The sequence below is a fragment of the Cyclobacterium sp. genome, from assembly GCF_014762705.1.
Classification (GTDB): domain Bacteria; phylum Bacteroidota; class Bacteroidia; order Cytophagales; family Cyclobacteriaceae; genus Cyclobacterium.
Genome location: NZ_JABURL010000051.1, coordinates 42,193 through 65,283, shown reverse-complemented (window position 1 = coordinate 65,283; position 23,091 = coordinate 42,193). Strand labels below are relative to the sequence as shown.

Below are 23,091 nucleotides of genomic sequence, written 5' to 3'. Positions count from 1 at the left end.
CGTCAGATGTGTATAATGGACAGTGATTGACATGCAAGAGGTATTTATCTTGTCGGCAGCGAGAACGCCCCTGGGTGGTTTTGGTGGAAACTTATCCTCCTTGTCTGCCACAGCACTGGGAAGTTTAGCCCTTAAAGGGGCAATAAACAAACTTGGTTTGAGCAATAATGTCCCTTTTGATGAAGTGCTGATGGGCAATGTTTTGTCAGCAAATTTGGGACAGGCACCTACCAGGCAGGCTGCTATACATGCAGGGCTGAATGTCAGCACTCCCTGCACCACAATCAATAAAGTTTGTGCTTCGGGAATGAAAGCGGTCATGCTCGGTGCCCAGTCCATCATGTGCGGACAGGCAGATTTGCTTCTGGCCGGAGGCATGGAAAGCATGAGCAATGCGCCTTATTACCTTCCCAAGGCAAGATTTGGGTACAAGTACGGACATGGAAGCCTTGTAGATGGGCTCAGCAGAGATGGTCTTGAGGAGGCCTACCATGATTTCCCCATGGGCAACTGTGCGGAAAACACTGCCAGAGAGATGAAAATCAGCAGGGAGGCACAGGACGACTATGCAATCAACTCCTATAAAAGAGCGGCAGAGGCCTGGAAAAAGGGCAGCTTTTCTGCTGAAGTGGTACCGGTTAACGTTAAGGATCACAAAGGAAACGAACAGCTTATCAAAGAAGATGAGGATTTTCGCAAAGTCCTATTGGATAAAATCCCCGGGCTAAAACCTGCTTTTGAAGCAGATGGAACCGTGACTGCGGCAAATTCCTCTACCATCAGCGATGGTGCTGCTGCACTAGTGATTGGAAGCAGAGAAATGGCTGAAAAACTAGACCTGAAACCCATTGCCAAAATAAGGGGATTCGCTGATGCAGCCCGCAACCCCATGTGGTTTACCACTGCTCCGGCGCTGGCCATTCCGAAAGCACTGAAACAGGCAGGATTGGCTGTAACAGACATGGATTATTTTGAGATCAATGAAGCCTTTGCTGCCGTGGCCATAGCCAACCAGCAATTACTCAAAATTCCTGAGGAAAAACTGAATGTTTATGGAGGGGCCATTGCACTGGGACATCCATTGGGTTGTTCCGGAGCCAGGATCCTTACCACCTTACTTTCTGTACTCCGTCAGGAAAAAGGCAAACTCGGGGTGGCCGGCATCTGCAATGGAGGCGGAGGGGCTTCTGCCATCGTTATAGAAATGATCTGAAATTGTGCTTTTTTCACATTACCAACCCTTTCAAGTTATGAAATCGAGCATGACGCAAGCGCCACACGGAGGGATGACTATCCAACATGCGAGATTCTCCCGAAGGTAGGGACGGGCATATGACCTTTAAATAACAAATTATAATCATATGAAATCGACACGATTAAAATCATCATTAAACACACAGGGCAATGATGATTTTAATCGTCAAAGATTCCATAGCCTGCCCCGACTAATCGGGCTGGCCTATTAAAAACAAATTATAAACAAATGAAATCAAGCCTGTTACTACTGGTATTTTGTTTTTTATTCAATGGCCTTTCAGTCAATGCCCAACAGCAAACCACCTATTACGATGATGAGCAAACACAGGTAAAGGAGCGTTTTCAGACCAAAGACAGTATACCCCACGGAGCTTACAGGTTTTACGACCCCTTTGGAAACCTGACCCAAATCGGACAGTTCAGGGAAGGTAAAAAATCAGGTAAATTTTATGAATTACATCCAGAGAGCAGGGACACCCTGAAAGTAACTCCATACGAGGAAGATCTGGTGAATGGAGAAGTGACTTCATTTTTCCCCAATGGAGCAGTTGCGCAAAAAGCATTTTTTCTAAATGGTGAAATCCAAGGCACCCTTGAAACCTACTATGAATCCGGTGCCCTTAAAAGCCGCACCCGTTTTGAAAATGGAAAACCCAATGGACTCAACGAGATATTTTTCGAAAATGGTGAAATACAGGAAACGCAACAGTTTGATCAGGGCATGATGGAGGGAGTACAGAAAAAGTACGCCGAAGACGGGCAATTGCTGACAGAACAACCCTATAAAGATGGAAGCCTGGATGGACGCTATATCAGCTATTTTCCGGATGGCACCAAGTCTTCTGAGGTGGAATACAAAAATGGTGTCCGGCACGGGACCTATATCAGCTACCATGAAAACGGAAAAATAAAGGAGAAGGGCAATTACCGGATGGGCTTGCGGCATGGCCAATTTGCTACCTACGATGAGGCAGGAAAATTGCTTGGCGAAAGAAAATTTAAAAGGGGAACCCCAGACTGACTTTCGTTCCGGAAATCCATTCGGAACAGGATAATGAAAATTTTACAGTTGGTGGCGATTATTTCTTATTTTTGCATCTTAAATCAAAAATCCCATGAGCAAAGGCATAAAAAATACACAATATCAATTTCCAGGTCAGGTTGATTTTTACCGGGGCAAGGTAAGGGACGTATATATTTTCGAGCGTACCATTGCAGTGGTGGCCACAGACAGAATTTCTGCTTTTGATGTGGTCCTGCCAAAACCCATTCCTTATAAAGGGCAGGTTTTAAATCAAATCGCCTACCATTTCCTATCTTCCACTGCTTCCATTGTCCCCAATTGGGTTACCGTTTGCCCTGATCCCAACGTCACCATAGGAAAAAAATGTGTGCCTTTCAAAGTGGAAATGGTAATCAGGGGTTATTTGGCCGGACATGCCTGGAGAGAATACCGGGAAGGAAAAAGAAGCCTTTGCGGCATATCCCTTCCGGAAGGCCTGAAGGAAAATGATCCCCTTCCGGAACCCATCATCACCCCTACCACCAAAGCGGATCAAGGCCATGATGAAGATATCTCCAGGGAAGCTATTTTGGCTCAGGGAATAGTAGGTGAAGCTGATTATGCGCAACTAGAAAAATATACCCGGGCTTTGTTTGAGCGGGGATCCGAAATGGCCAGGGAAAAAGGTTTGATTTTGGTAGATACAAAGTATGAATTCGGCAAATATGGAGATGAAATCCTGTTGATTGATGAGATCCATACACCGGACTCTTCGCGCTATTTCTATAAGGAGGGATATGCCCAAAGACAGGAACAGGGACTTCCCCAAAAACAACTCTCCAAAGAATTTGTCCGTCAATGGCTGATTGAAAATGGATTTCAGGGAAAAGAAGGCCAATCTATCCCCGAAATGAGCCCCGGGATAATCGAAAACATTTCCAACAGGTACATTGAGCTTTACGAACACATTACCGGCAAAACTTTTGTTCCCGCAAATGGTTCCGATATTGCATCCAGGATACAAAAGGCCATTCTGGAAAATATATAAATGAACCGATCATTTTGGCACCAAAATATTTTAAGCTAATTTTAAAACAAATTTGAAAATCAGGAAGCTACTGTTTTCTGAAGATATATAAAGACTGGTAAATTAATTTTCAAATGAAATCGAGCATGACGAAATCGTACCACAGTGGCATGATTATCATTGCGAGATTCCATATGGCCTTTAAAAAGCAAATTATAAACACATGAAATACGCTGTAGATAAAAAAGAACAATTTGTACTTTTCACCCTGATGGAAGAAAAACTGGACTCCACCCTTTCCCCTCAGTTAAAATCGGAATTGCTAACGGTTCATGCGGAGGGATATAAAAACCTGATTTTGGATATGGCAAGTGTGAAGTATGCCGATTCAAGCGGGCTCAGTGCGCTTTTGGTGGGCAACAGGGCTTTTGGAGAAGAAGGAGGGGTTTTTATATTGTCTTCACTTCAGGAGCATGTATTGAAATTGATGAAAATATCCATGCTGGATAAGGTGTTTAAGTTGGTAGATGACAATGAAGCTGCTGCTGAAGCGGTATTTATCCATGAGATCGAGCAGGGTGCAGAAAAAGATGAGGAAGAGTAAACGTTAAGCTACTTGGATTTCAATATCACCATTCTGGGTTCCAACTCTGCAGCTCCTGCCCATGGCCGAAACCAAACTTCCCAGGTGGTTACCTGGGGAGCTTATACATTTTTGTTGGATTGCGGAGAATCCACCCAGCACCAGTTGAGGAAATTCAAAATCAAGTATTTCAAAATCAACCATATATTTATTTCCCATCTGCACGGTGACCATTATCTTGGGCTGATGGGACTGATCGGCACCTACCACCTGAACAACAGGAAACAGCCCCTCCACATCTTTGGACCTTCCGGACTGGATGAAATCATCACGGTACAGTTAAAATACTCAGGTACCATTTTGAAATTTCCGCTGATTTTCCACCCCACCACCCATTCACAAAAAACCAAATTACTGGAATTGGGGGATTTGGAGGTATGGAGTTTCCCATTAAAACACCGCATACCTTGCACAGGTTTTAGTTTCGAGGAAAAAACAGGCAGGGTAAAACTCAACAAGGAATTGGTGGTCAAAAACAAACCTGGCATAGAGGCCATACGCACCCTCCTTAAGGGGCAGGATGTGCGGGACATGACCGGTAAGGTTTTGTATCCCGCAAAGGACTATTGCGAGATCAAGGCACCACGCAAATATGCTTTTTGCTCAGATACCGTTTATGATCCACAACTAACCCAATATATCAGGGAGATGGACATACTCTACCATGAGTCCACCTTTATGGAGGCAGAAAAAGACCGGGCAAGATTGACCAGGCACAGTACCACAAAAGAAGCAGCCTCCATCGCCCTGGCCTCAAAGGCTAAAAACCTGCTGCTGGGCCATTATTCTGTGAGGTATACCGACCTGACCCCTCTACTGGAGGAAGCAAGGGAAACATTTCCGAACAGTTTTTTAAGTGAAGAGGGCACCACTTACAGCATCAAATGAGCATGGAAAATCAGGAGAAGGTTTACCAATCAAAAAAAACCAATTTGTTCATCATATTGGGAGGGATATTCCTCACCAACGCCATCCTGGCAGAGATCATAGGCGTAAAAATTTTTTCAGGTGAAGAAACACTGGGCTTAAGTGCCGCAAACTGGACATTTTTCGGGGATTATATCCTGGATTTTAATTTAACAGCCGGTGCTGTCATTTGGCCGGTGGTTTTCCTTACCACAGATATTATCAATGAGTATTATGGCAAAAAAGGGGTAAGGAAAATCAGTTTTATCACCGCAGGACTGATCGCCTATGCTTTTATTGTCATTTCCCTGGTCACCCAATTGCCTCCTGCCCCCTTTTGGCTGGAAGTGAATGCCACCGACCCCTCGGGAACTCCCTTCAATATCAATTATGCCTTCAACACCATTTTCAGACAAGGGCTGGGTATCATCATTGGCTCTCTGGTAGCCTTCCTGCTGGGACAGCTCCTGGATGTATTTGTATTCCAGAAACTCAGGAAAATAACCGGCTCGAAAATGATCTGGTTGCGGGCCACAGGTTCTACCCTGGTATCCCAGTTTATCGACTCCTTTGTGGTATTGGGTATTGCTTTTTATGTATTCGGGAATTGGTCCATAGAACAGATCATTGCCGTGGGGATCATTAACTATATATACAAATTTTCAGTAGCCATACTGCTTACCCCCTTGCTTTACCTGGGGCATGGATTGATAGACCGTTATCTGGGTAAGGAGACTGCAAAAAAAATGACCGAAGAAGCCTCCGGAGACACCTCCTTTATTTAGCCCCTGCTGCCAATTTTTCCGCCAGAGCAGAGCCAAGGATCAGCTGAAGGGTATGGTAAAGCATTAATGGCAACAATACCACTCCAAAAATAACCGGGTCCGGAAAAAGAATTTTACCCATCACCGCGCCTTGTACCAGGGATTTTTTCGATCCGCAAAACAATACCGTGATGCCATCCTCCCTGTTGAAGCCAAGCCATCTGCCCAAACCATACATCACCGCCAGCATCAACAAAAACAACAGCAACATCAAAAATCCCAGGCCCAGAATATTTTGTCCCGCAAACATGTTCCCACCAAAGGATTGAGAAAAGGCGGAGAAGACAATCAGCAAAATGACCGTTTGATCGAAGCCTTTCAGTACCTTGCTGTACCGCTGCACCCAGCTACCCAGCCAGCGGTGCAGCATAAACCCTATCAGCACCGGGATGAATATTTGCTGCACCAGCTTCCATACCGTGGTCAGCAACTCAAAATCCGCCTGGCTGCTGCTCAAAAGCAAGCCCATCCAGAAAGGGGTAATGAGGATGCCAATGATACTGGAAATACTGGCGTTAAAAATGGCTGCCGGAAGGTTACCTCCAGCAATAGACACCATGACCACAGAGGAAGAAACTGTGGATGGAAGGGCAGCCAGGTAGAATGTTCCTATCCAGAAAAGGTTCTGCTGATTGCCAAATGCCGCATACAAAACCAAAATGATCAGTGGAAATACCAGAAAGGTGGTGCTTTGAATGACCAGGTGCAGCTTCCAGTTGGAAAGCCCGGTTTTGAGGGTGGCAGGACTGATTTTAACCCCATAAAAAAAGAAAATCAGGGATACTCCATAATAAGTCAGCACATCCAGGTTCAGGCCACTGGCACTTGTTTCCCCCCATTCCGGAAAAAGATAGGCCAGGAGAATGGTCAGCAACAGTAAAAAGAAAAAAGAATTGATACCGGCTTTGGCCAGGCGTTTTTTTATGGATACCATCATCAGGAATAATTCCCATTCACAAAATCATAAATCATTTTACTGATTTCAGCAATGGCCTGTTTCCCTGCCTCCATATCGGTCAGGTTTTTGGTCAAAATGACCAAGACATATTGCTTGCCATCAGGTAGGGTTAAAATAGCTGCATCGTGTTGCACTCCGGTAATGGATCCCGTCTTATGGGCTATCTTCACCTCCGCCGGCAATAATTTCGGGATCAGGTCTTTGTAATACTGATCATACAGGATATCCATCATCTGCCGGCTCTCCTCCTGTCCTACGGCTTCCCCGGTAGCGATGGCTTCCATAATCAGCATCATATCCAGGGCCGTGGTGGTATTGCTGAGGCCGGCATCAAAGGCTTTCAGGTCTTCTACACCCCGAAGCACTTCGATGTCTGCTGCACCCAAATCCCTCATGGTTTGGGTGACATTTTCCGCTCCTACCTCTTCGATCAGGATATTGGTGGCTAGGTTACTGCTTTTGATGATCATTTGGTACATCAGTTCATATACCGTGGCCTTTTCCCCGATACGCTCGTAAAGTCCCTCCTGGCTATCTACCCCCAGGTCCATGCTATATGGGCTGCCATCTACAATACTCTTGAATTCATTGACGATCAAAATCGAATCATCCAGGGAGAACTTACCGGAACCCGCCTGCTTGAAAATTTCTATCATTACCGGTGTTTTCATGGTACTGGCAGCGTGAAACACCTCTTTTTCATTGATCAGCAATTGACTTCCCGAATCGTCCAGCAATTTAAAGGCAATGCCGAAATCGCCTTCAGTTTCCTCAATCAAGGCCTGAATGGCTACTTTCAAATCTTCTGTGGAAGCATTCTTTTGCTGCTCTCCACAACCGAAAAAAAACAATACGGGTAAAATCAAAATCAATTTTTTCATCGAAGGATTATTTAGTGGTTGTTCTTTACATCATGGCCCTAACCTAAAACATCAGCCATACCCAGGCCATTACAGCAAGAAAAGCAATGGCCGGGCCCAGAAAGATAAAAAATAATCCGCCGGTACGGAAATCTTTTTGTTCCACCAGACCAGTGGCATATGCGATGGCGTTTGCAGGCGTAGACACGGGAAGCAACAAGGAACAGGAACAACTGATGGCCACCATTACCGGGCCGGCAAGGCCATACACACCCGGCAAAGCCAGGCTAAGCGGCACCAAAATGGAGGCAGCAGCGGTATTGCTCATGACATTGGATAGCAGTACCGCTACCAGGCAGAAGAAAATGGCAATAAACAACATGGGCATGGGCAGGTTATTGATTTTGGCCATGACAATTTCAGCCAGCCCCACCTCCACAAGCGCAATGCCCAGGGCCAGGCCTCCCGCCACCAGCATCAGGGTATCCCAGGGAAGACTTCTGACCTGCTCGGAATGAATCACCTGGGTCATGGTGAGCAGTACTATGGGAATGGCCGAGGTAGCGGCTACGGGAATCCCATGCAGCGGTTCGGTCAGCCACATCAGCACCGTGAGCGAAAGGGTAAATATGACCGCATACTTCTTAAAGAGATCTACTTCCCCTACCCCTTTGGGCAAAAGAGACAGGTCCAGAACTACCCCTGAAAAATCATGTTTTTTACATAGGAATTTCCAAAAAAGCCAGACCAGCAATAATCCGCTTGGAAAGCCTACGATCATCCAGTCTACAAAAGTGATGCTAATCCCCTTTTCCTGTAAGGCCCCAACCGCAATGGCATTGGGAGTACTTCCGATAATGGTACCTATCCCTCCCACCGAAGCAGCTGCGGGTATGGCCGTAAGCAAAGCTTTGGCATAAGCGGATTTTTTACCGATCAGCTGTATCAGGGGAATGATGGAAGACACCATCATGGCGGTGGTAGCTGTATTGGACATGATCATACTGGCGATGGCTGTAGTCATCATCAAACCCAAAAGCAAATATTCCGGCCTCTGACCAAAACTGCGCACCGTAAACCGGAAAAGCTGCCGGTCCAGCTCCACCATACTCATGCCCTTGGCCAGGAAAAAACCACCCAGCAAGAGCCAGACCACATTACTGGTCCAGGTGCTTATATACAGGTCCGGGGACATGGTCTTTTCAAAAAAGAAATCTGTACTGAACCCTACCAATAAGGCTGCGATGATAAAAATACCTACGGCAAAAGGAGGCATGGCCTCAGAAATCCACAGTCCTATGGCCAGAATGCTGATAAAGAAAACAAAGTTGACCGGAGGATCGTAACCGATTTTCCGAAAAAAATAGCTAACCAACAGGGCAATCAGGAAATTGCCAATAAATGTAGAGGTACTGAAAATCCAATTGAGCCTGAGTTTTCTGTAAAGAATCTGGGCCGCAGTCCTGGAATCTGAATAAAACATTAACACTTTGGTTTTAGCGGTTCAAAAAGATCCGGGTTCTGAAAAGTCCTTTTTAAAAAACAGGCTGGCTTACCTCAGACCTACTTATGGGGCAATTTACAGAAAATTTAAGAAAACTTTACCCGGTACTGATCCAAAGCCGGCAGCCACCTCGTAAATCCTGCCAAATAAGAAAATATCATAAACGACTAAATTTTAATTGACCATGAAAAAGTACTTGAATTTAAAAACGACATTAAACCTGGGACTATTGGTTGCAGGATTAGGGATTTTTGCTTCCTGTAACGATGATCCGGAACCGGAAATGCCATTTACTCCTGGAATGGAAACCTTTGATTATGGATTTAACGAAGGTCAACTGCTAGACAATCCAGCCACGGCCTACAACGGAGATGGCGAGGGAGACCATCCCAGGAATCTTTCTGCACAACTTGAAATTACCGAAATGGAAAACGGCAATGCAGAAGTGACCATTCGTCTGGAAAACGGTCTGGATGGCGTTCAGTATCCGGTTCATGTGCACGATGCTGCCGACCCCAGTACTACACCTAACGGCACCCCCTATAACGAGACGCCGAATGGAGATATTTTTGCCGGGATGATCAGTGTAAGCAATGGCATGGGTAGCGGAACCATGGAGACGGACATGGATTATAACATGTTGCTGGACACCTATGAGGGCTTTCTGGTAGTGCATGACCCCACTCAGGCAGTGAGCACTACAGACCTGGGTACTTATCTGGTGCTGGGTGTATTTGGACAGGACCTTGCTGCAGGGGAAGCCAACCTGAGAACAGAAACCTTTATGTATGACTTCAACGAAGGGCAGTTGCTGGACAACGCTGACCTGGCCTATGAAGGGGAGCATGCCAGAAACCTGATGGCGGAAATCATGGTGGAAGAGATGGTAGATGGTACTTCCAAAATCACCATCAGCCTGATGAACACCATGGAAGGCATGACTTATATGGTGCATGCACATGATGCCGCCGATCCATCCACGACCCCCAATGGTACGCCTTATAATGAAACGCCCAACGGTGATATCTTTGCCGGCGGCATAGCCGGTAATGGAGGAACAGTGATGGCTGAAAATGAGTTGGAGATTTCTTACAATGAATTGACAAGGATGTATGAAGGCTTCCTGGTGGTACACGACCCCACTCAGGAGATCAGTACCACAGATCTGACCACTTATCTGGTACTGGGTACATTCGCAAGATAATTTTTTAATAGTAAATGTTGGTCAAGAGGTCATGGGAGCGATCCCATGGCCTTTTTTTGTTTTCCCGGCCGGTTGCTGCCGAAGGTTTTTGCGGGAAGTAAAGGGGTGGTGAGCGTTTTTCCAGGTGGGATATTGATTCAATAAATTACCTGACATTAATGGAAAAACTATTATGAGCCATAAATCATTGCCAAAACTCCCTCAATAGGAATGCGGCTTTAGCCCATTCTAAAAATATAGTATTCCAAAATCCCTGGCTTTAGCCAAAATTGGAGAAATCCAAGGGAAATTGTTTTTTATGATTGAATAAGTGCCCAATTCAAAATATCTAAACACAAATTCACTTCCGCCTTGCAGGTTTTGGCGTTAAAAAACAGGGGTGGTGCGGAAGGATAGAACCGGAAAAAATTTAAAGGTTTGGAACCAAATTTGTGTTAGCTTTGTCTTTACCAATCATATGGGGCTGACCGGTTTTGACAGTAGGTGTAAGGACTGGGCTCGCATGCAGGCTGGAGTATGTACGGCCTTGAAAGATTCATACGAACCATACTTGGCGAATCTAATTACGCCATGGCTGCCTAATCTTACCCTTCGGGGAATAGATACTGCTTAAAGGGTTGAGCTTCGATAGATGCTCCCCGGCCACATCCCACTACCCGTTGCACTGTCCGGGTAGAGTTGGGGTGTCGACTTGACGGTGCTGCTCCCTGTGAGGCTACTAAGCAGGGCTAAGATCAGTGGCTAAGCCGGAAGTAGGTGTGTCACCCAGCAGCTTTCGGCCGACAATCCAATCGGTGACTAAGCATGTAGACGGTACGGTGTTTCCCTATCTGGACGCGGGTTCGAATCCCGCCAGCTCCACTTAAAGATCCCTCGCTCCCCTAAACTCTTCGAGTTTAGGGGAGCGAGGGATTTTTGTTTGGGAGGTTGACCTGATCTGAGGTCATTTAAGCCGGTTAGGATTTGAATACTTTTTGGGAATTCAGTTAACTGTCGAATGAAACCTGTTTCTACTGCCGCGGTACAGTTGGCCTATCTAACTATATCTGATCATTGATCAGTATACCATTGCTTACTTATTTCCAGTAGTGATGGACCATGATCAACAAAATCCCCCACTCAAAGAGTCCTGAAATCGCAAGGATGAACACGCAAGCAGGATCGCAAATCCTGTATTATCTGAATTTCCTGATTGAAAAGAGTTTCTCTTAAAAACCGGCCCTGGCTAAGAAACCTGCGGGTTTTGGAATAAGTCTCTGTTAACCGCGAACAAAATTTACTTTGTGTACTAAATCTCATTTTACCGTTTCAGCCCGCATGTTTTCTTAGCCGGTGTTGTAACAGTTTTTTTAATATTTAATTACGTATCCTTTTTGCAGCAATTCATTTGCCTCAGTCCAATTAGGGAGGCAATCTGTTTCTATCGTGATTGTCCTGATTTCCTTAGCTATCTTTTTACTTGCTTTCATAGCTTCCAAGTGAGCTCCGCTTCGGGCAAAATTTTTCAATTCATCCTCATTATTCCACAATGTCATAGTATAATGAGTTGTCCAAAATCCTTTCTTTCTAAAATCTTTACAATTCGTAGCTTTCAGCTGTCTAATGATTTTGAGAGCTTTTGAAGTTAAAGCGAAGAATTTTAGCGGACCTCTTAACTCGATTGATGTAATTGTCGCTTTCATTTTTATATTATTGCTAACATACTAAGTACCTGCAAACCCTATTTTTTCACCCTGTTTTTTTCATTTTCCTCCACCCTGAAAACCACCATTCTCTCAATCAGGTCAAAAGGAATAGGTTTGGTCAAGGGAAATTGTACGGATCCCTTGCCTTGCTTATAGGGAGCAAGTTCCCTTTCAAATTCAGCATGGCCTGAGGGAGTGGCATAGAAGCCGATATGGTTTTTAAAGGCCGCAAAATAGACCAGGGGCTTCCCCAGGGTCTTGTATCCGGGCATACCGCAGGAAAAAATTTCCTCCGCTCCTGGCGCGCAGGCTTTGATTATCTTCCGGATATGCTGCAAAATGTCTTGAACATCCCTGGGAAATCCGGCCATGTACTTGTCTATTACATCCATATTTACCTTTCCATAAGCCTTCCCGATTACAGGGGTTTTGCGAAAAAAAATTATTGAAATGAAGTCCGAAAAAGTAACTTGTAATGAGCCGGCAATTTAGAAACCTTTTAAGCCACAATGGTCAATTAAAAATACGGGTTTGGAATAAAAAATCCATTCATTTAAGCATTTTTTTTAATAAAAAGCCGCTCCGCGGAATTTGAAATTCCGTGGTACAGACAAAGGGGATTTGCAATCCCCCGGACGGGCACGTAAGTAGGATTACAAATCCTGACTTATCTGTGGACCGACATTACAAATGTCGGACAGCAAGGCCCCGTACCGCTCCGCGGAATGTGTAATTCGGTGGGGCAGACAAAGGGGATTTGTAATCCCCGGAACGAGCACGAAACCAGGATTGCAAATCCTGCATTATCTGTAGTCCGACATTACAAATGTCGGACAGCGCAGTTCCTTACCGCTCCGCGGGATTTGTAATCCCCGGAACGGGCACGAAACCAGGATTACAAATCCTGGTTTATCTGTGGTCCGACATTACAAATGTCGAACAGCATGTTCCCAGGTGCGGGAAATCCAGGCCTAATATTATCAATATTTTTAGTATTTACCGCTTTGTAACCAATTCTGGTGCTATATGGAAAAGGCCTATACCAGGAATCAGTAGGGCCCTGTTCCGAATACTCACCCTTGGAAAGGGCTTTTCAACGCAACAAAAGCCAATCCTGCCAACCACTCCCTTTACCCATCAACAAACGCCCATTCCCTCACGGGTTTACGGCCAAATCAATGTGGAAAATTTATGGCCCGGCTTTTGGTGGAAAAAGGATGCTGGGAGCAATGGAAAGGGCAAATGCCCGTACTGTATAACCGAGCCTGAAAAGGCGACTCCCGCTCATAAAACAGGTCTCGATAATCCTGTAACTACAACTGAACCCTTTGACTAACTAAATAAAATCGCACTATGAAAAATGCACCGTACACCACCTTTGTTCTGATGCTGGCCTGTTCGGCCATTTCCATGTACATCACCATGTATTTCAATACCTATGAGCTAAGTCATGTGTTTTTTAGCTGGACCAGAATGTACATGACCCTGATCGGTATCGGCGGCATGGCCATCATCATGTTTTTGTTTATGCGGAAAATGTACGCCAACAGGAAAAAAAATGTGGCCCTGATCCTGTGCAGTCTCTTATTGATGGCAAGTTCCACCTTTTTGGTAAGGCAGCAGATCCCCATTGAAGATGTGAAATGGATGCGGGCGATGATACCCCATCATTCCATAGCCATCCTGACCAGTAAACGCGCAGACCTGAAAGACCCGGAGGTGAAAAAATTAGCGGATGAAATCATCAAAGCGCAGGAAAGAGAAATAGCCGAGATGAAAGCGATGATCAAGCGGTTGGAAAATAATTAATAGGAAAGCATGGAAAATATTTGGTTTGATAACTGGGAAAGCCTGACCCGAACGATTTGTTTAACTACCCTGGGATACATTGCCATGGTGTTGTTATTGAGGATTTCAGGTAAAAGGACCCTGTCTAAAATGAATGCCTTTGATTTTGTCGTCACCATTGCTTTAGGCTCCTGCCTGGCCAGTGTAGCTTTAAACAAAAACATACCCCTGGCTGATGGGGTAACGGCAATTGGTCTGTTTATCGCCTTCCAGTTTCTATTAACCTGGCTGTCTGTCCGGATAAAGACCATTAAAAAATTAATTACCAGCAGTCCTTCCTTATTGTTTTACAAAGGTGAATTTCTGTATCCGGCCATGAAAAAGGAGCGAATTACCGTCGAGGAGATTTATAGCAAAGGCCGGCAGGAAGGCATGGCCAGCCTGGATGAAGTCGATATGATCATTTTAGAAACTACCGGTGATATCACCCTCATCGAAAAGACCATTGGGGGTAAGAAATCTACCTATGAAAACGTTAAGGTAGCCAGCTGAAACAGCTTCTCTAATCCAGGTCACTTTGGTTTAACTGGACATCTTCTGACCTGACAAGAGCTATCTTTTACAAAGCTACCTATTCAGCGGATATTCATTTATCCAATGAAATCCCCTGCTCAGCAGAAAATAATCTGACTTCATTTTCCGCTTTGCCTTTAGCGTAAATGGCTCATCTCCGAATCTGGCTGCCAATTGATACTCCTCCCCCTCTTCCTGTAAATGCAAGGTCGGAGTATCCTTCCCTTCAGCTGAACCGGACAGGGTAATCACACCGTTTTCCCCGACTTCTACTATGGAATAATAGGATCTGTCTCCGGAAACCCGCTCTACAACCAGCGTTTTTCCATCCAGAATCACTTTCGCCCAGGCTTCATTTGGCTGAAAGTCCTGCTGTCCGCTCTCCAGACCAATCACCTCATACGCCCCTTCCCAGGGGTTATCAAAACTTCGGTAGGATTGGGATAAAACATGACCTACCATCATGCTGACCGGCACAAACACCACCATGTAATATTTCACCAGCCGGTAAGCCCATTTCTTTTTCGGGGATAAAAAAGTCCGGGGCTGATAGCTCAGTTGTCCCGGTCTATGGAGAATAAGCAGGCAGAATAATTGCTTTATATAAGGAGCCAGGATCAGTACCGAGAATAGCAACAGGTGTGAAGAAAGGATTTTCACAGGAACGTCAAAGGAGAAATTGACCAGCACGATATTCGTCACCACGGCGATGGATAGCATCGCGCCAACCACCACCGTTCGCCGGAAAAGCAAGAGCGCCCCTGCTGTAATCTCCGAAAGGCCCATAAATACCTTGTACAAATCTGAATAGCCAAAAAACCGCCAGGCCAGTCCCATGGGCGAAAAATCGCCAAAAGATTCTTCCATGGAGATGAGGCTGGGACCGGGGAATTGCCCGATCATAAATTTGGCAACCCCATAATGGATCAAGGTGAGCCCAACAAAATACCTCGCATAGACAATCATGGAAGGGTAAGTCTTTCGGATCCAGGTAAGTTTGTTTCTCAACAAAAAGAGCAGTACTGCCAGCAGGAAAGAGAGCAGCAGCCAGGTTACGAGGTACACATAATCGAAGCGCGTATCCCCGCTTCCCCTGCCCCCGTCATAGGCCAGGTCTTCCAGTCCAAGGAACTGCCGACCCACCAAAAAATTAAGGTTTTCCATTCCCAATGAAATGGGAGCAGCAATCAGTTCATGGGCAAAGGGTATATGCCTGACCGGGAACGGCAGCATAAAAAGGAAAGCATATCCTGCTATCCAAAGCAGAAAAAAGGTGGGTAATGCGCTTGTTTTTTCAGTTTTCATAGGCTGCTGGCGAATGATTTGGGTGCTAGGCCCAAATTCAGCAACTAAAATAGTAAATAAAATTAAAGCAGCTACTAAAATTAACGGAGATTAACAATCGTCCGGCCTTATCGCTGGCTGAAGCCCTGCCCGGGCAGCTACCCTATCCCGGGGATTTGAAATCCGTGGCACGTAAACAACTCCTGCTAAATGGGTGCTGCAATAAATTTAAAATACCCGAAAAAATCCTTCCCGATTTTGGTCGGGAAAGACTCAACCCCTTGATATAGGGGATTTATTTTAGAAAATAGCAATATTCAACCAAACAAATCCTTTTCGGATTCAAACCCGGGATCACATTTCTATAAACTGTTTGTAGTGCTCATACCGCAGAAATATGTCCCTGACATAGTGGTAAGGTTCCGCTCCCCTCACAAACCCATGCCGAACCACATCATCGTAGTAGTATTCCTTATCCGCCAGTTTCAATATGAATTCTTCCACATTTTCGTCCCAGATAGCAGGGTCTTTTCCATACTTTTCTGCCAGCCGCATGGCATCATACACATGACCCGCCCCACAATTGAAGGCAGCGAGAGTAAACTTTACCCTTTGCACGGAATCTTTTACCGATTCGAAGTTGTCCCACATCTTATCCAGATACTTTACTCCTCCCTTTACATTCTGTGCCGGGTTATAACTATTGGTAACACCAACTTCCTTTGCGGTGGCCGGCATCAGTTGGATCAACCCACTGGCGCCCACCCAGGAGGTGGCCCTTGGATCAAACCTGGACTCCTGGTAAACCTGAGAACAAAGGAAACGCCAATCCCATCCCAACTCAGGGGCATTTTCTTTTATGATACCGTCGTATTCGCTGATCCTATTGCCGTTTTTGCTGTAAAAATCGCTTTGGATCCTACCCCTGAAAGATTTCCTGTTTTTGAAATATTTGTTGTAGATGACATAGTAGTCGTCTGACTTTTTCTCCTCTTTGATCCAATCGTTAATGGCCTGAAGCAATTCAGGGGAATTTTGTCTTACCGCCCAGGCAATGCGCTGGGAGAAGGAAATCCTGGTATCAATATGGAGGATGGGATAATAGGTTTTGTTGATTGCCGCAATATTGTAGTCTGCAACCGTCCTGTCAATTTCCCCATCCACTACCATGCGGATGATTTCATCTGTGGGTATATTTCCGTCTATCAGTTTAACAGGGATTTCCGCCCCAATCTCATCCTGAAGGTTTTGAAGCCTTTGGGAGTAGGAAGTGTTTTCTCTCACCCAAACGGTATCGTCCTCCAATTCAAGCGTATTGGAAATAAGCTGTTTATCAATCTTATAGCCGGGCAGCGAGCGCCAATTGTCTGGCATGCGCTGAACCAAAGCCTGATGGGTCACATAATGGTATTCTGTAAAATCCACCAGTCTTTTTCTGGGCTCCGTTACCGTCAAACCATAGGCGATCAGGTCCCCATCCCCATTGTTCAGCATATCGAATAAATCATCAATATCCTCCGCAACAGTAATCTCTAGCTCCAGATCCAGGTGTTCTGCCAGGCGGGACAATAGCTCATACTCAAAGCCCATGGGCATTCCCTTGTACAAAAAATAGCTAGTTGAGCTGTAAATGGTGATGGCATGCAGTACTCCATCCTCTTTTATGCTTTCCAGATCCTTGTCCACCTTGTAAGGAACGGTGTCCGGCAGCAATTGGCCATCTCCTTCCCCGGAACCTCTTTTTTCTTGAGAACAAGCTGACATTATCAATAATACAACAGCAAATAAAGTAGTAATTCTTATATCCATAACCTCCATATTATAAACAAATAAATGAAATTTGCAAGAAATTGTTTAACTAATTTTATTTGAAGCCTCTTTTTTTAAACGTTAAATTCCAAAAATTAAGTACTGCTAAACCCATGACCAGGTAAGAAGTGGCAATGGGTATCCATCGAAATAGGAAAGTTACTGGTAGCATGGAGTAAAATTTTATCATGAACGAATCTACTGGGTGAAGTATGCCACTTCACCCTGATATCACAGAAGCAAAAAACAGATTATTCTTACCAAAAAGCCATTTACAATGGCTGGACCTGCCCGTCTCCAATCATATTAATTTACAAGTGATCCGGCATTACAAATGCCTCGATGACATAAATCAATGGATAGAAGGGATGTAGATGCACCTACACCCAGTTTAAAATCGGGAAGTAGCTAAAAAAATAAGTAATCTAAGTGATTTTGAATATTTACATTGGATTTTACAGGTTGTACCTGGCCCAGACCCTTATTCCCTATATTATTTGGTCAAAAATAGATGTCCTTTCTATATCATTTTGCCCAAAAATGCCTTAAATTGAATTTGAATTTTCTAGGTTGAATATGGAAAGCATACAGTATATATCCGTAGTCAATATCATGATAGGTATTACCGTTACCTATTTTGTACTTGAGATCCTGCTCATGCTCAATGGAATTGATCAGGATACCTCGAATAAACTCCTGCTGGAATGGTCTAAGGGCAAGTCCTTCTTTATCCCCTTTGCCCTGGGGGCCATTGGAGGTCACCTGTTTTTGGGAACCTCAAATGCAGCCTTCAAAATGTCCAATGGCATGTTTCCGGTTTTGATATTATTCGGGCTGACAATAATCATGGTATTGATTGCTTTCAAGGTGCCCTTTAAGAAATCCAGGGCCTTCCTGACGGCTCTTCTGATAGCCGGTTTCCTGTACGGACATTTTTTCTGGTCCATGAATTATACGGTAACGCCATGAACAAACTCAAAAAGTTTTTAAAAAGGCATTTATCTGAAATACGAACGATCAAGATCATTGTGGCAAGCATGCTGGGATTGATGGTAGTGATTGATATTGTGCTTGTCACTTTGGAAGGAAAGGACTTTCCTACCTTCAGCTATGTGGTCAAAGACCTCCGGCACCGGCTGATCTGGTTTACCTTCCTCTTCGGAGGGCTGTTAGCCAAGATTTTTTATAACAGAAAAACCAGTGAAAAAAAAGAAGAAGTAACCGGAATGTTGGCTTTCTTTTCCATGGTGCTGCTGCTCTTTGTCATAGGCAGGAACCTGGAAACAGCACCAGGATTGTTTCTCCAGATTTTATTGCTGGTATGCGGTGGTGTCTTGGCCTTCAGGACATGGCCCCAATACCGGTAGCTCCAGGGCTTTTGAGTTTGATTCGTGCTTTGGAACAGATTCGACTACAAAACACCAGGATTTGATGATACCAATCCTTTCGGGAGCAAGTTAATTTTTCATTTTAGTCCTTGGGTAAAAATATGATTAGGTCTTTTGCCCTAGTTTTTCTATTTTTGGCCCGATAAGTTTCAAAAAGACAAAGGCATGCTCCCTTACACCATTAATTTGGCCCTTCGCTTAACCCGGAATGAAAGTGACCAGGGCTTGACCCCTTCCCTATTCCGTCCAGACCGCTCCCTGCACCAAACTGTTGGATATGAATTCAACTGACTTTTGGGATGTATTGATCATCGCAGGCTATCTGTTGGGCATTGTCCTGATCGGACTTTTGTCTGTGCGCAATAAAAAACGTAACAGCGAAGGGTATTTTTTGGCGGGTAAGTCATTGTCATGGGCCGTGATAGGCGCTTCCCTATTTGCATCCAATATTTCTACAGTGCACCTGGTGGGGCTTGCCGAATCCGGCTTTACAGATGGAATCGTTTGGGGCAATTTTGAGTGGTTTTCCGGAATCGAACTCCTGATCCTTGCTTTTGTATTCATCCCTTTTTACCTGCGAACCAAAATCACTACCCTGCCCCAGTTTCTTGAAAAACGCTATGACTCCCGGTCCAGGGTACTGCTGGCCATATTCAGTATTCTTGCTGCCCTCTTTATGCATATCGGAGTGAGCCTGTATGCCGGAGCCGTGGTATTTGAAAATGTTTTCGGTGTCAGTATCCCATTGTCCATTGTCATCATTGCCCTGGCTACCGGGATCTACACCATTGTGGGCGGACTGACATCTGTAGTGATCACAGAAACGGTGCAGACGGTTATATTGATTGCCGGATCCTTGACCATTACGGTACTGGCCATCTACCGCCTGCCTGAGATAGGCATTACTTCCTATGCGGAACTAAAGACGGCTGTAGATCCGGATCGCTTTAAAATTGTAAGCTTCGATGCTTCAAAAAAAGGCTTCACTTTCGCTGACATGCTATTCGGTCACCTGATTTTGGGGATCTGGTATTGGTGTACAGACCAGACCATTGTACAGCGGGTATTGGGTGCCCGCTCAGAAAAACAGGCTAAGCTTGGAGCCCTTTTTGCCGGCTTCCTGAAAATCCTTCCGGTATTCATCATGGTAGTGCCAGGTATTTTGGCCTTTGCCCTGTTCAGGCAGGAGATCGGAGCGGACACCAAAAGCGTCTTGCCAATGATGATCAATCAATTGATGCCGGTGGGGCTGAAAGGACTCATGCTGGCCGCCTTGCTTGCCGCAGTGATGAGCAGTGTGGCCGCTGCAATCAACAGCTGTTCTACGCTCATTGTGTACGATGTCTTCAACAAACTAAAACCCAACCTGGCCGATGTGCAAAAGATTTACATTGGGAGAATTACCGGCGTGCTGGTATTGATCCTGGCCGTCATTTGGTCTCCCTTTCTGGGGAGCCTGGGAACGATTTTCGAATTGATCAACCAAATGTTTTCCATCTTTGCCCCTTCTATAGTAGCCGTTTTCCTGCTTGGGATACTGTCCTCCAGGGGTACTGCCAATGCAGCCTTCTTTACGCTTTTGGGGGGAAGTTTATTTGCTGTTGCGGTTTTTTTGGTAGAAAAGTATATCCCGATTGGAGGGGTTTCGAATTACATCTCCAGTACTGATGGGCTTGGCATCAATTGGTTAAAGCAAACTTACCTTAACTTTATTTTCTCTGTTTTGCTATATGCGGTCATTTCCGTTTTCGATAAACAAAAACAGGTGATTTTCCCTGGTTTTTACCTGAAAGTCCGAAGTCCTTCATCTCTTGTCAATTGGCTGAGTGTCGTTTTATTGCTTACCATGCTGATTTTGTACTGGACATTCTATTGAGAAGGAATGACCTGGCCAAAAAAATTTAAAATTTATTCCAACCCATGCATTTGAATCAAAGACCGGTAATTCCTGATAACCCGCTTCCAGTTGTCATCATAGGGGCAGGTGGCATTGTGCGCGATGGCCATCTGCCAGCCTACGCCATGGCAAAATTCCCGATTGCTGGCATCTATGATCTAACACCGGGAAAAGCCAAATCACTGGCAGATTCCTTTGGTTTGGGGCAGGTTGCATTTGATTCTCTGGATTTGCTTATCCGGAAGGCCCTGGAGGTCGGAGCGGTATTTGACCTGGCGGTGCCCGCAGACCAAATTTCAGACCTGCTGAAGCAATTACCTGATGGCGCATCGGTACTGATACAGAAACCCATGGGCGAGAGCATTAAGGAGGCAAGTGAAATCCTCGCCCTATGCCGGGAAAAGTCCCTGGTGGCGGCTGTCAATTTTCAACTTCGGCATGCCCCATTTATTTTAGCTGCCATGGACCTGGTTCAACAGGGTCTGATCGGAGAGCTGTTTGATATAGAGTTTAAGGTAGCTGTGTATACCCCCTGGGAATTATGGGAATTCCTGAAAAAAAAGCCAAGGGTGGAAATTCTGTACCACAGTATCCATTATGTGGATACAGTCAGGGCTTTTTGGGGAAACCCATCAAGGGTGTTTGGCAGTACCATACAACATCCCAAAGCTGCTTCATTGGCAGCCACCAGAAGCACGATAGTTCTGGATTATGACACATTCAGACAAGCCCGTATCCTTACCAACCATGGTCATGATTACGGATCGAAGCACCAGGAATCTTACCTGAAGCTGGAAGGAACGCAAGGTGCCATCAAGATACAAATAGGCGTTTCATTCGATTATCCCAAAGGCAGGGCATCCAAATTGGAATATTACAGCAAATTGGAAAGTGATAAGGCTTGGCAGGAGGTTCCTTTGGAGGGGGATTGGTTCCCCCACGCCTTTATGGGCCCCATGGCATCCTTGCAAAGCCGTCTGAAAAATCCTACAGCTGCTTTCCCCAATGCCGTGGAAGACGCCTTCCAAACCATGCGCCTGGTAGAAAAATTGTACGATTCAAATGAACAGGGTGGGTTACCATTCAAATAAGAAAAGTTCGGGAAAAATCGCTTTGCATAAGGCTGAATAATCAACTTAGGCAAAACAGCAAACTTGAAAAGAAAAAGGAATGAATAAGTCAATACTAATTAAAACCGGAAGATCGCAGGATGTCCAGTTTCCTTTAAAAAATGGTGCCGGTTCTGATGCGGTGCATTCTACACCCATCTATGCCTATGCGGTGTGCAAATTACAAACGGACAGCTCTCTGGAAGGAATCGGGCTGGCTTTCACCCTGGGCGCCGGTAACAGGCTGGTCTGTGAAGCCATAGATTATTTGTTGCGCTATGTTGAGGGCAGGGAAATCAATGAACTCATGGCCGATTTTGGAACCACCTACAAAAAAATGGCAGATGACCCCAACCTCAGGTGGCTGGGACCCCATAAGGGAGTGACCCACCTGGCTCTGGCTTCGGTGGTCAATGCCTGTTATGATCTTTGGGCCAAATCCAGGTGCCAGCCACTCTGGAAATTGTTACTGGATCTTTCTCCTGAGGAATTGACCAACACCCTTGATTTTTCCTATTACGAAGATGTTTTAAGCAAACAGGAGGCCATTTCGCTGATGATTGAGCAAGAGGCAGGAAAGCAAAACCGGATGGGGATCCTTAAGGATGGATACCCGGGTTATGACACTTCTATCGGCTGGTTCAACTATTCCGAAGAGCAGTTGGTACGCAATATCAAAAAATCAATTGATCAGGGTTTTACCGCCATCAAATTAAAAGTTGGGTCAAGTGAAGTGGAAAGGGACATCCAAAGGGCAGAACTGGTACGAAAAACTGCAGGCCCAAAAGCCAGTATCATGCTGGATGCCAATCAGCAATGGAACCTGCCCAAAGCCATCACTACTTGCAGGAAACTCATGTCCATTGATCCCTATTGGATAGAGGAACCTACCCATCCCGATGATGTACAGGCTCACATCACCCTATCAAAAGAGGTACCCATCCCTATAGCCCTGGGTGAGCACGTACCCAACAAGATCATGTTCAAAAATTTTATACAATCAGGTTGCATGGCCTTTAATCAGGTGGATGCAGTCCGGGTTGGTGGCGTGTCTGAATTTTTACTTATCAGTCTTTTGTCCAAAAAATACAACATTCCTGTTGTACCTCATGTAGGGGATATGGGTCAGATCCACCAGCACCTGGTACTTTTCAATCACATTTCACTGGCCCATCCTGCCCTTTTACTGGAACACATCCCTCATTTAAAAACCTATTTTAAATTTCCTGCCCAAGTGGTAGGAGGAAAATACAAAACGCCCCAGGAACCGGGTATGAGTACCGATTTAAAGGAGACTGAAAAAGTAAAAAAAGCCCTTTCCTGTTAATTTTTGCCTACCGTAAAAAAGACCTTAAAACTTTTCATGGAAAAA

At 45.1% G+C, this 23,091-nt stretch carries 21 protein-coding genes and 1 other RNA gene; 15 read left to right on the top strand and 7 right to left on the bottom strand.

Annotated elements, in window-relative coordinates:
- The first annotated feature begins 31 nt into the window (after positions 1-31).
- From HUJ21_RS10250 to HUJ21_RS10225, 6 genes are all read left to right on the top strand, one after another.
- Positions 32-1,213 carry an acetyl-CoA C-acyltransferase gene (locus HUJ21_RS10250; RefSeq protein WP_291369430.1) on the top strand — a complete coding sequence of 394 codons (1,182 nt, stop codon included), beginning with the start codon at positions 32-34 and terminating at the stop codon, positions 1,211-1,213.
- A gap of 270 nt (positions 1,214-1,483) precedes the next feature.
- Positions 1,484-2,278: a toxin-antitoxin system YwqK family antitoxin gene (locus HUJ21_RS10245; protein ID WP_291369428.1), complete on the top strand. Its 795-nt coding sequence runs from the start codon at positions 1,484-1,486 to the stop codon at positions 2,276-2,278.
- Positions 2,279-2,372: 94 nt separating this feature from the next.
- Entirely contained in the window at positions 2,373-3,308 is a 936-nt protein-coding gene (locus HUJ21_RS10240; protein ID WP_291369426.1) for a phosphoribosylaminoimidazolesuccinocarboxamide synthase, read from the top strand.
- A 202-nt stretch (positions 3,309-3,510) separates the two neighbouring features.
- Positions 3,511-3,891: an STAS domain-containing protein gene (locus HUJ21_RS10235; RefSeq protein ID WP_166147930.1), complete on the top strand. Its 381-nt coding sequence runs from the start codon at positions 3,511-3,513 to the stop codon at positions 3,889-3,891.
- Between the two features lie 12 nt (positions 3,892-3,903).
- A complete protein-coding gene (locus HUJ21_RS10230) occupies positions 3,904-4,818 on the top strand; it encodes a ribonuclease Z (RefSeq protein WP_291369423.1) in 915 nt (304 codons plus the stop codon).
- Positions 4,815-5,621: a queuosine precursor transporter gene (locus HUJ21_RS10225; RefSeq protein ID WP_291369421.1), complete on the top strand. Its 807-nt coding sequence runs from the start codon at positions 4,815-4,817 to the stop codon at positions 5,619-5,621. Before HUJ21_RS10230 ends, HUJ21_RS10225 begins: the two co-directional genes overlap by 4 nt.
- On the opposite strand, the gene HUJ21_RS10220 is transcribed toward HUJ21_RS10225, so the two are convergent.
- Genes HUJ21_RS10220 through HUJ21_RS10210 form a run of 3 tightly spaced genes read right to left on the bottom strand, consistent with a single transcriptional unit; the run spans position 5,614 to position 8,961 of the window.
- On the bottom strand, positions 5,614-6,594 hold the full coding sequence (locus HUJ21_RS10220; protein WP_291369432.1) for a bile acid:sodium symporter family protein: 981 nt from the start codon (positions 6,592-6,594) through the stop codon (positions 5,614-5,616). The two genes, HUJ21_RS10225 and HUJ21_RS10220, sit on opposite strands and share 8 nt — an antisense overlap.
- A 2-nt stretch (positions 6,595-6,596) precedes the next feature.
- Positions 6,597-7,499 carry a serine hydrolase gene (locus tag HUJ21_RS10215; protein ID WP_291369419.1) on the bottom strand — a complete coding sequence of 301 codons (903 nt, stop codon included), beginning with the start codon at positions 7,497-7,499 and terminating at the stop codon, positions 6,597-6,599.
- 43 nt (positions 7,500-7,542) lie between these two features.
- Positions 7,543-8,961, bottom strand: a complete 1,419-nt coding sequence (locus HUJ21_RS10210) for a DASS family sodium-coupled anion symporter (protein WP_291369417.1) — start codon at positions 8,959-8,961, stop codon at positions 7,543-7,545.
- 205 nt (positions 8,962-9,166) lie between these two features.
- Here HUJ21_RS10210 and HUJ21_RS10205 point away from each other — a divergent pair, with 205 nt between their 5' ends.
- Positions 9,167-10,186: a hypothetical protein gene (locus HUJ21_RS10205; protein ID WP_291369415.1), complete on the top strand. Its 1,020-nt coding sequence runs from the start codon at positions 9,167-9,169 to the stop codon at positions 10,184-10,186.
- A 459-nt stretch (positions 10,187-10,645) separates the two neighbouring features.
- Positions 10,646-11,050, top strand: a transfer-messenger RNA (tmRNA) gene (gene ssrA, locus HUJ21_RS10200).
- Between the two features lie 485 nt (positions 11,051-11,535).
- On the opposite strand, the gene HUJ21_RS10195 is transcribed toward ssrA, so the two are convergent.
- Positions 11,536-11,868, bottom strand: a complete 333-nt coding sequence (locus HUJ21_RS10195; RefSeq protein ID WP_291369413.1) for a DUF3291 domain-containing protein — start codon at positions 11,866-11,868, stop codon at positions 11,536-11,538.
- A 38-nt stretch (positions 11,869-11,906) separates the two neighbouring features.
- Positions 11,907-12,263 (bottom strand): DUF1801 domain-containing protein, encoded by a 357-nt coding sequence (locus HUJ21_RS10190; protein ID WP_291369411.1) that lies wholly within the window; start codon positions 12,261-12,263, stop codon positions 11,907-11,909.
- Between the two features lie 961 nt (positions 12,264-13,224).
- On the opposite strand from HUJ21_RS10190, the gene HUJ21_RS10185 reads away from it, so the two are divergent.
- Complete coding sequence (locus tag HUJ21_RS10185) at positions 13,225-13,680, top strand: DUF305 domain-containing protein (RefSeq protein WP_291369409.1); 456 nt, start codon at positions 13,225-13,227, stop codon at positions 13,678-13,680.
- A gap of 9 nt (positions 13,681-13,689) precedes the next feature.
- Positions 13,690-14,211, top strand: a complete 522-nt coding sequence (locus tag HUJ21_RS10180) for a YetF domain-containing protein (protein ID WP_291369385.1) — start codon at positions 13,690-13,692, stop codon at positions 14,209-14,211.
- 75 nt (positions 14,212-14,286) lie between these two features.
- On the opposite strand, the gene HUJ21_RS10175 is transcribed toward HUJ21_RS10180, so the two are convergent.
- Positions 14,287-15,537, bottom strand: coding sequence for a hypothetical protein (locus HUJ21_RS10175; RefSeq protein WP_291369384.1), 1,251 nt, complete (start codon positions 15,535-15,537; stop codon positions 14,287-14,289).
- Positions 15,538-15,870: 333 nt separating this feature from the next.
- A complete protein-coding gene (locus HUJ21_RS10170; RefSeq protein WP_291369382.1) occupies positions 15,871-17,325 on the bottom strand; it encodes a transporter substrate-binding domain-containing protein in 1,455 nt (484 codons plus the stop codon).
- Positions 17,326-17,901: 576 nt separating this feature from the next.
- On the opposite strand from HUJ21_RS10170, the gene HUJ21_RS10165 reads away from it, so the two are divergent.
- The 5 genes from HUJ21_RS10165 to HUJ21_RS10145 all read left to right on the top strand — a co-directional run bounded on the left by HUJ21_RS10165 (position 17,902) and on the right by HUJ21_RS10145 (position 23,046).
- The gene (locus HUJ21_RS10165) at positions 17,902-18,294 is read left to right on the top strand and encodes a hypothetical protein (protein WP_291369378.1); all 393 of its coding nucleotides are present in this window, start codon (positions 17,902-17,904) and stop codon (positions 18,292-18,294) included.
- Positions 18,291-18,692 (top strand): hypothetical protein, encoded by a 402-nt coding sequence (locus HUJ21_RS10160; protein ID WP_291369377.1) that lies wholly within the window; start codon positions 18,291-18,293, stop codon positions 18,690-18,692. The genes HUJ21_RS10165 and HUJ21_RS10160 overlap by 4 nt, the downstream gene beginning before the upstream one ends.
- 298 nt (positions 18,693-18,990) lie before the next feature.
- A complete protein-coding gene (locus tag HUJ21_RS10155; RefSeq protein WP_291369375.1) occupies positions 18,991-20,589 on the top strand; it encodes a sodium/solute symporter in 1,599 nt (532 codons plus the stop codon).
- A gap of 44 nt (positions 20,590-20,633) precedes the next feature.
- Positions 20,634-21,701, top strand: a complete 1,068-nt coding sequence (locus HUJ21_RS10150; protein WP_291369373.1) for a Gfo/Idh/MocA family oxidoreductase — start codon at positions 20,634-20,636, stop codon at positions 21,699-21,701.
- Between the two features lie 79 nt (positions 21,702-21,780).
- The gene (locus HUJ21_RS10145) at positions 21,781-23,046 is read left to right on the top strand and encodes an enolase C-terminal domain-like protein (RefSeq protein ID WP_291369371.1); all 1,266 of its coding nucleotides are present in this window, start codon (positions 21,781-21,783) and stop codon (positions 23,044-23,046) included.
- The last annotated feature ends 45 nt before the right edge of the window (positions 23,047-23,091 follow it).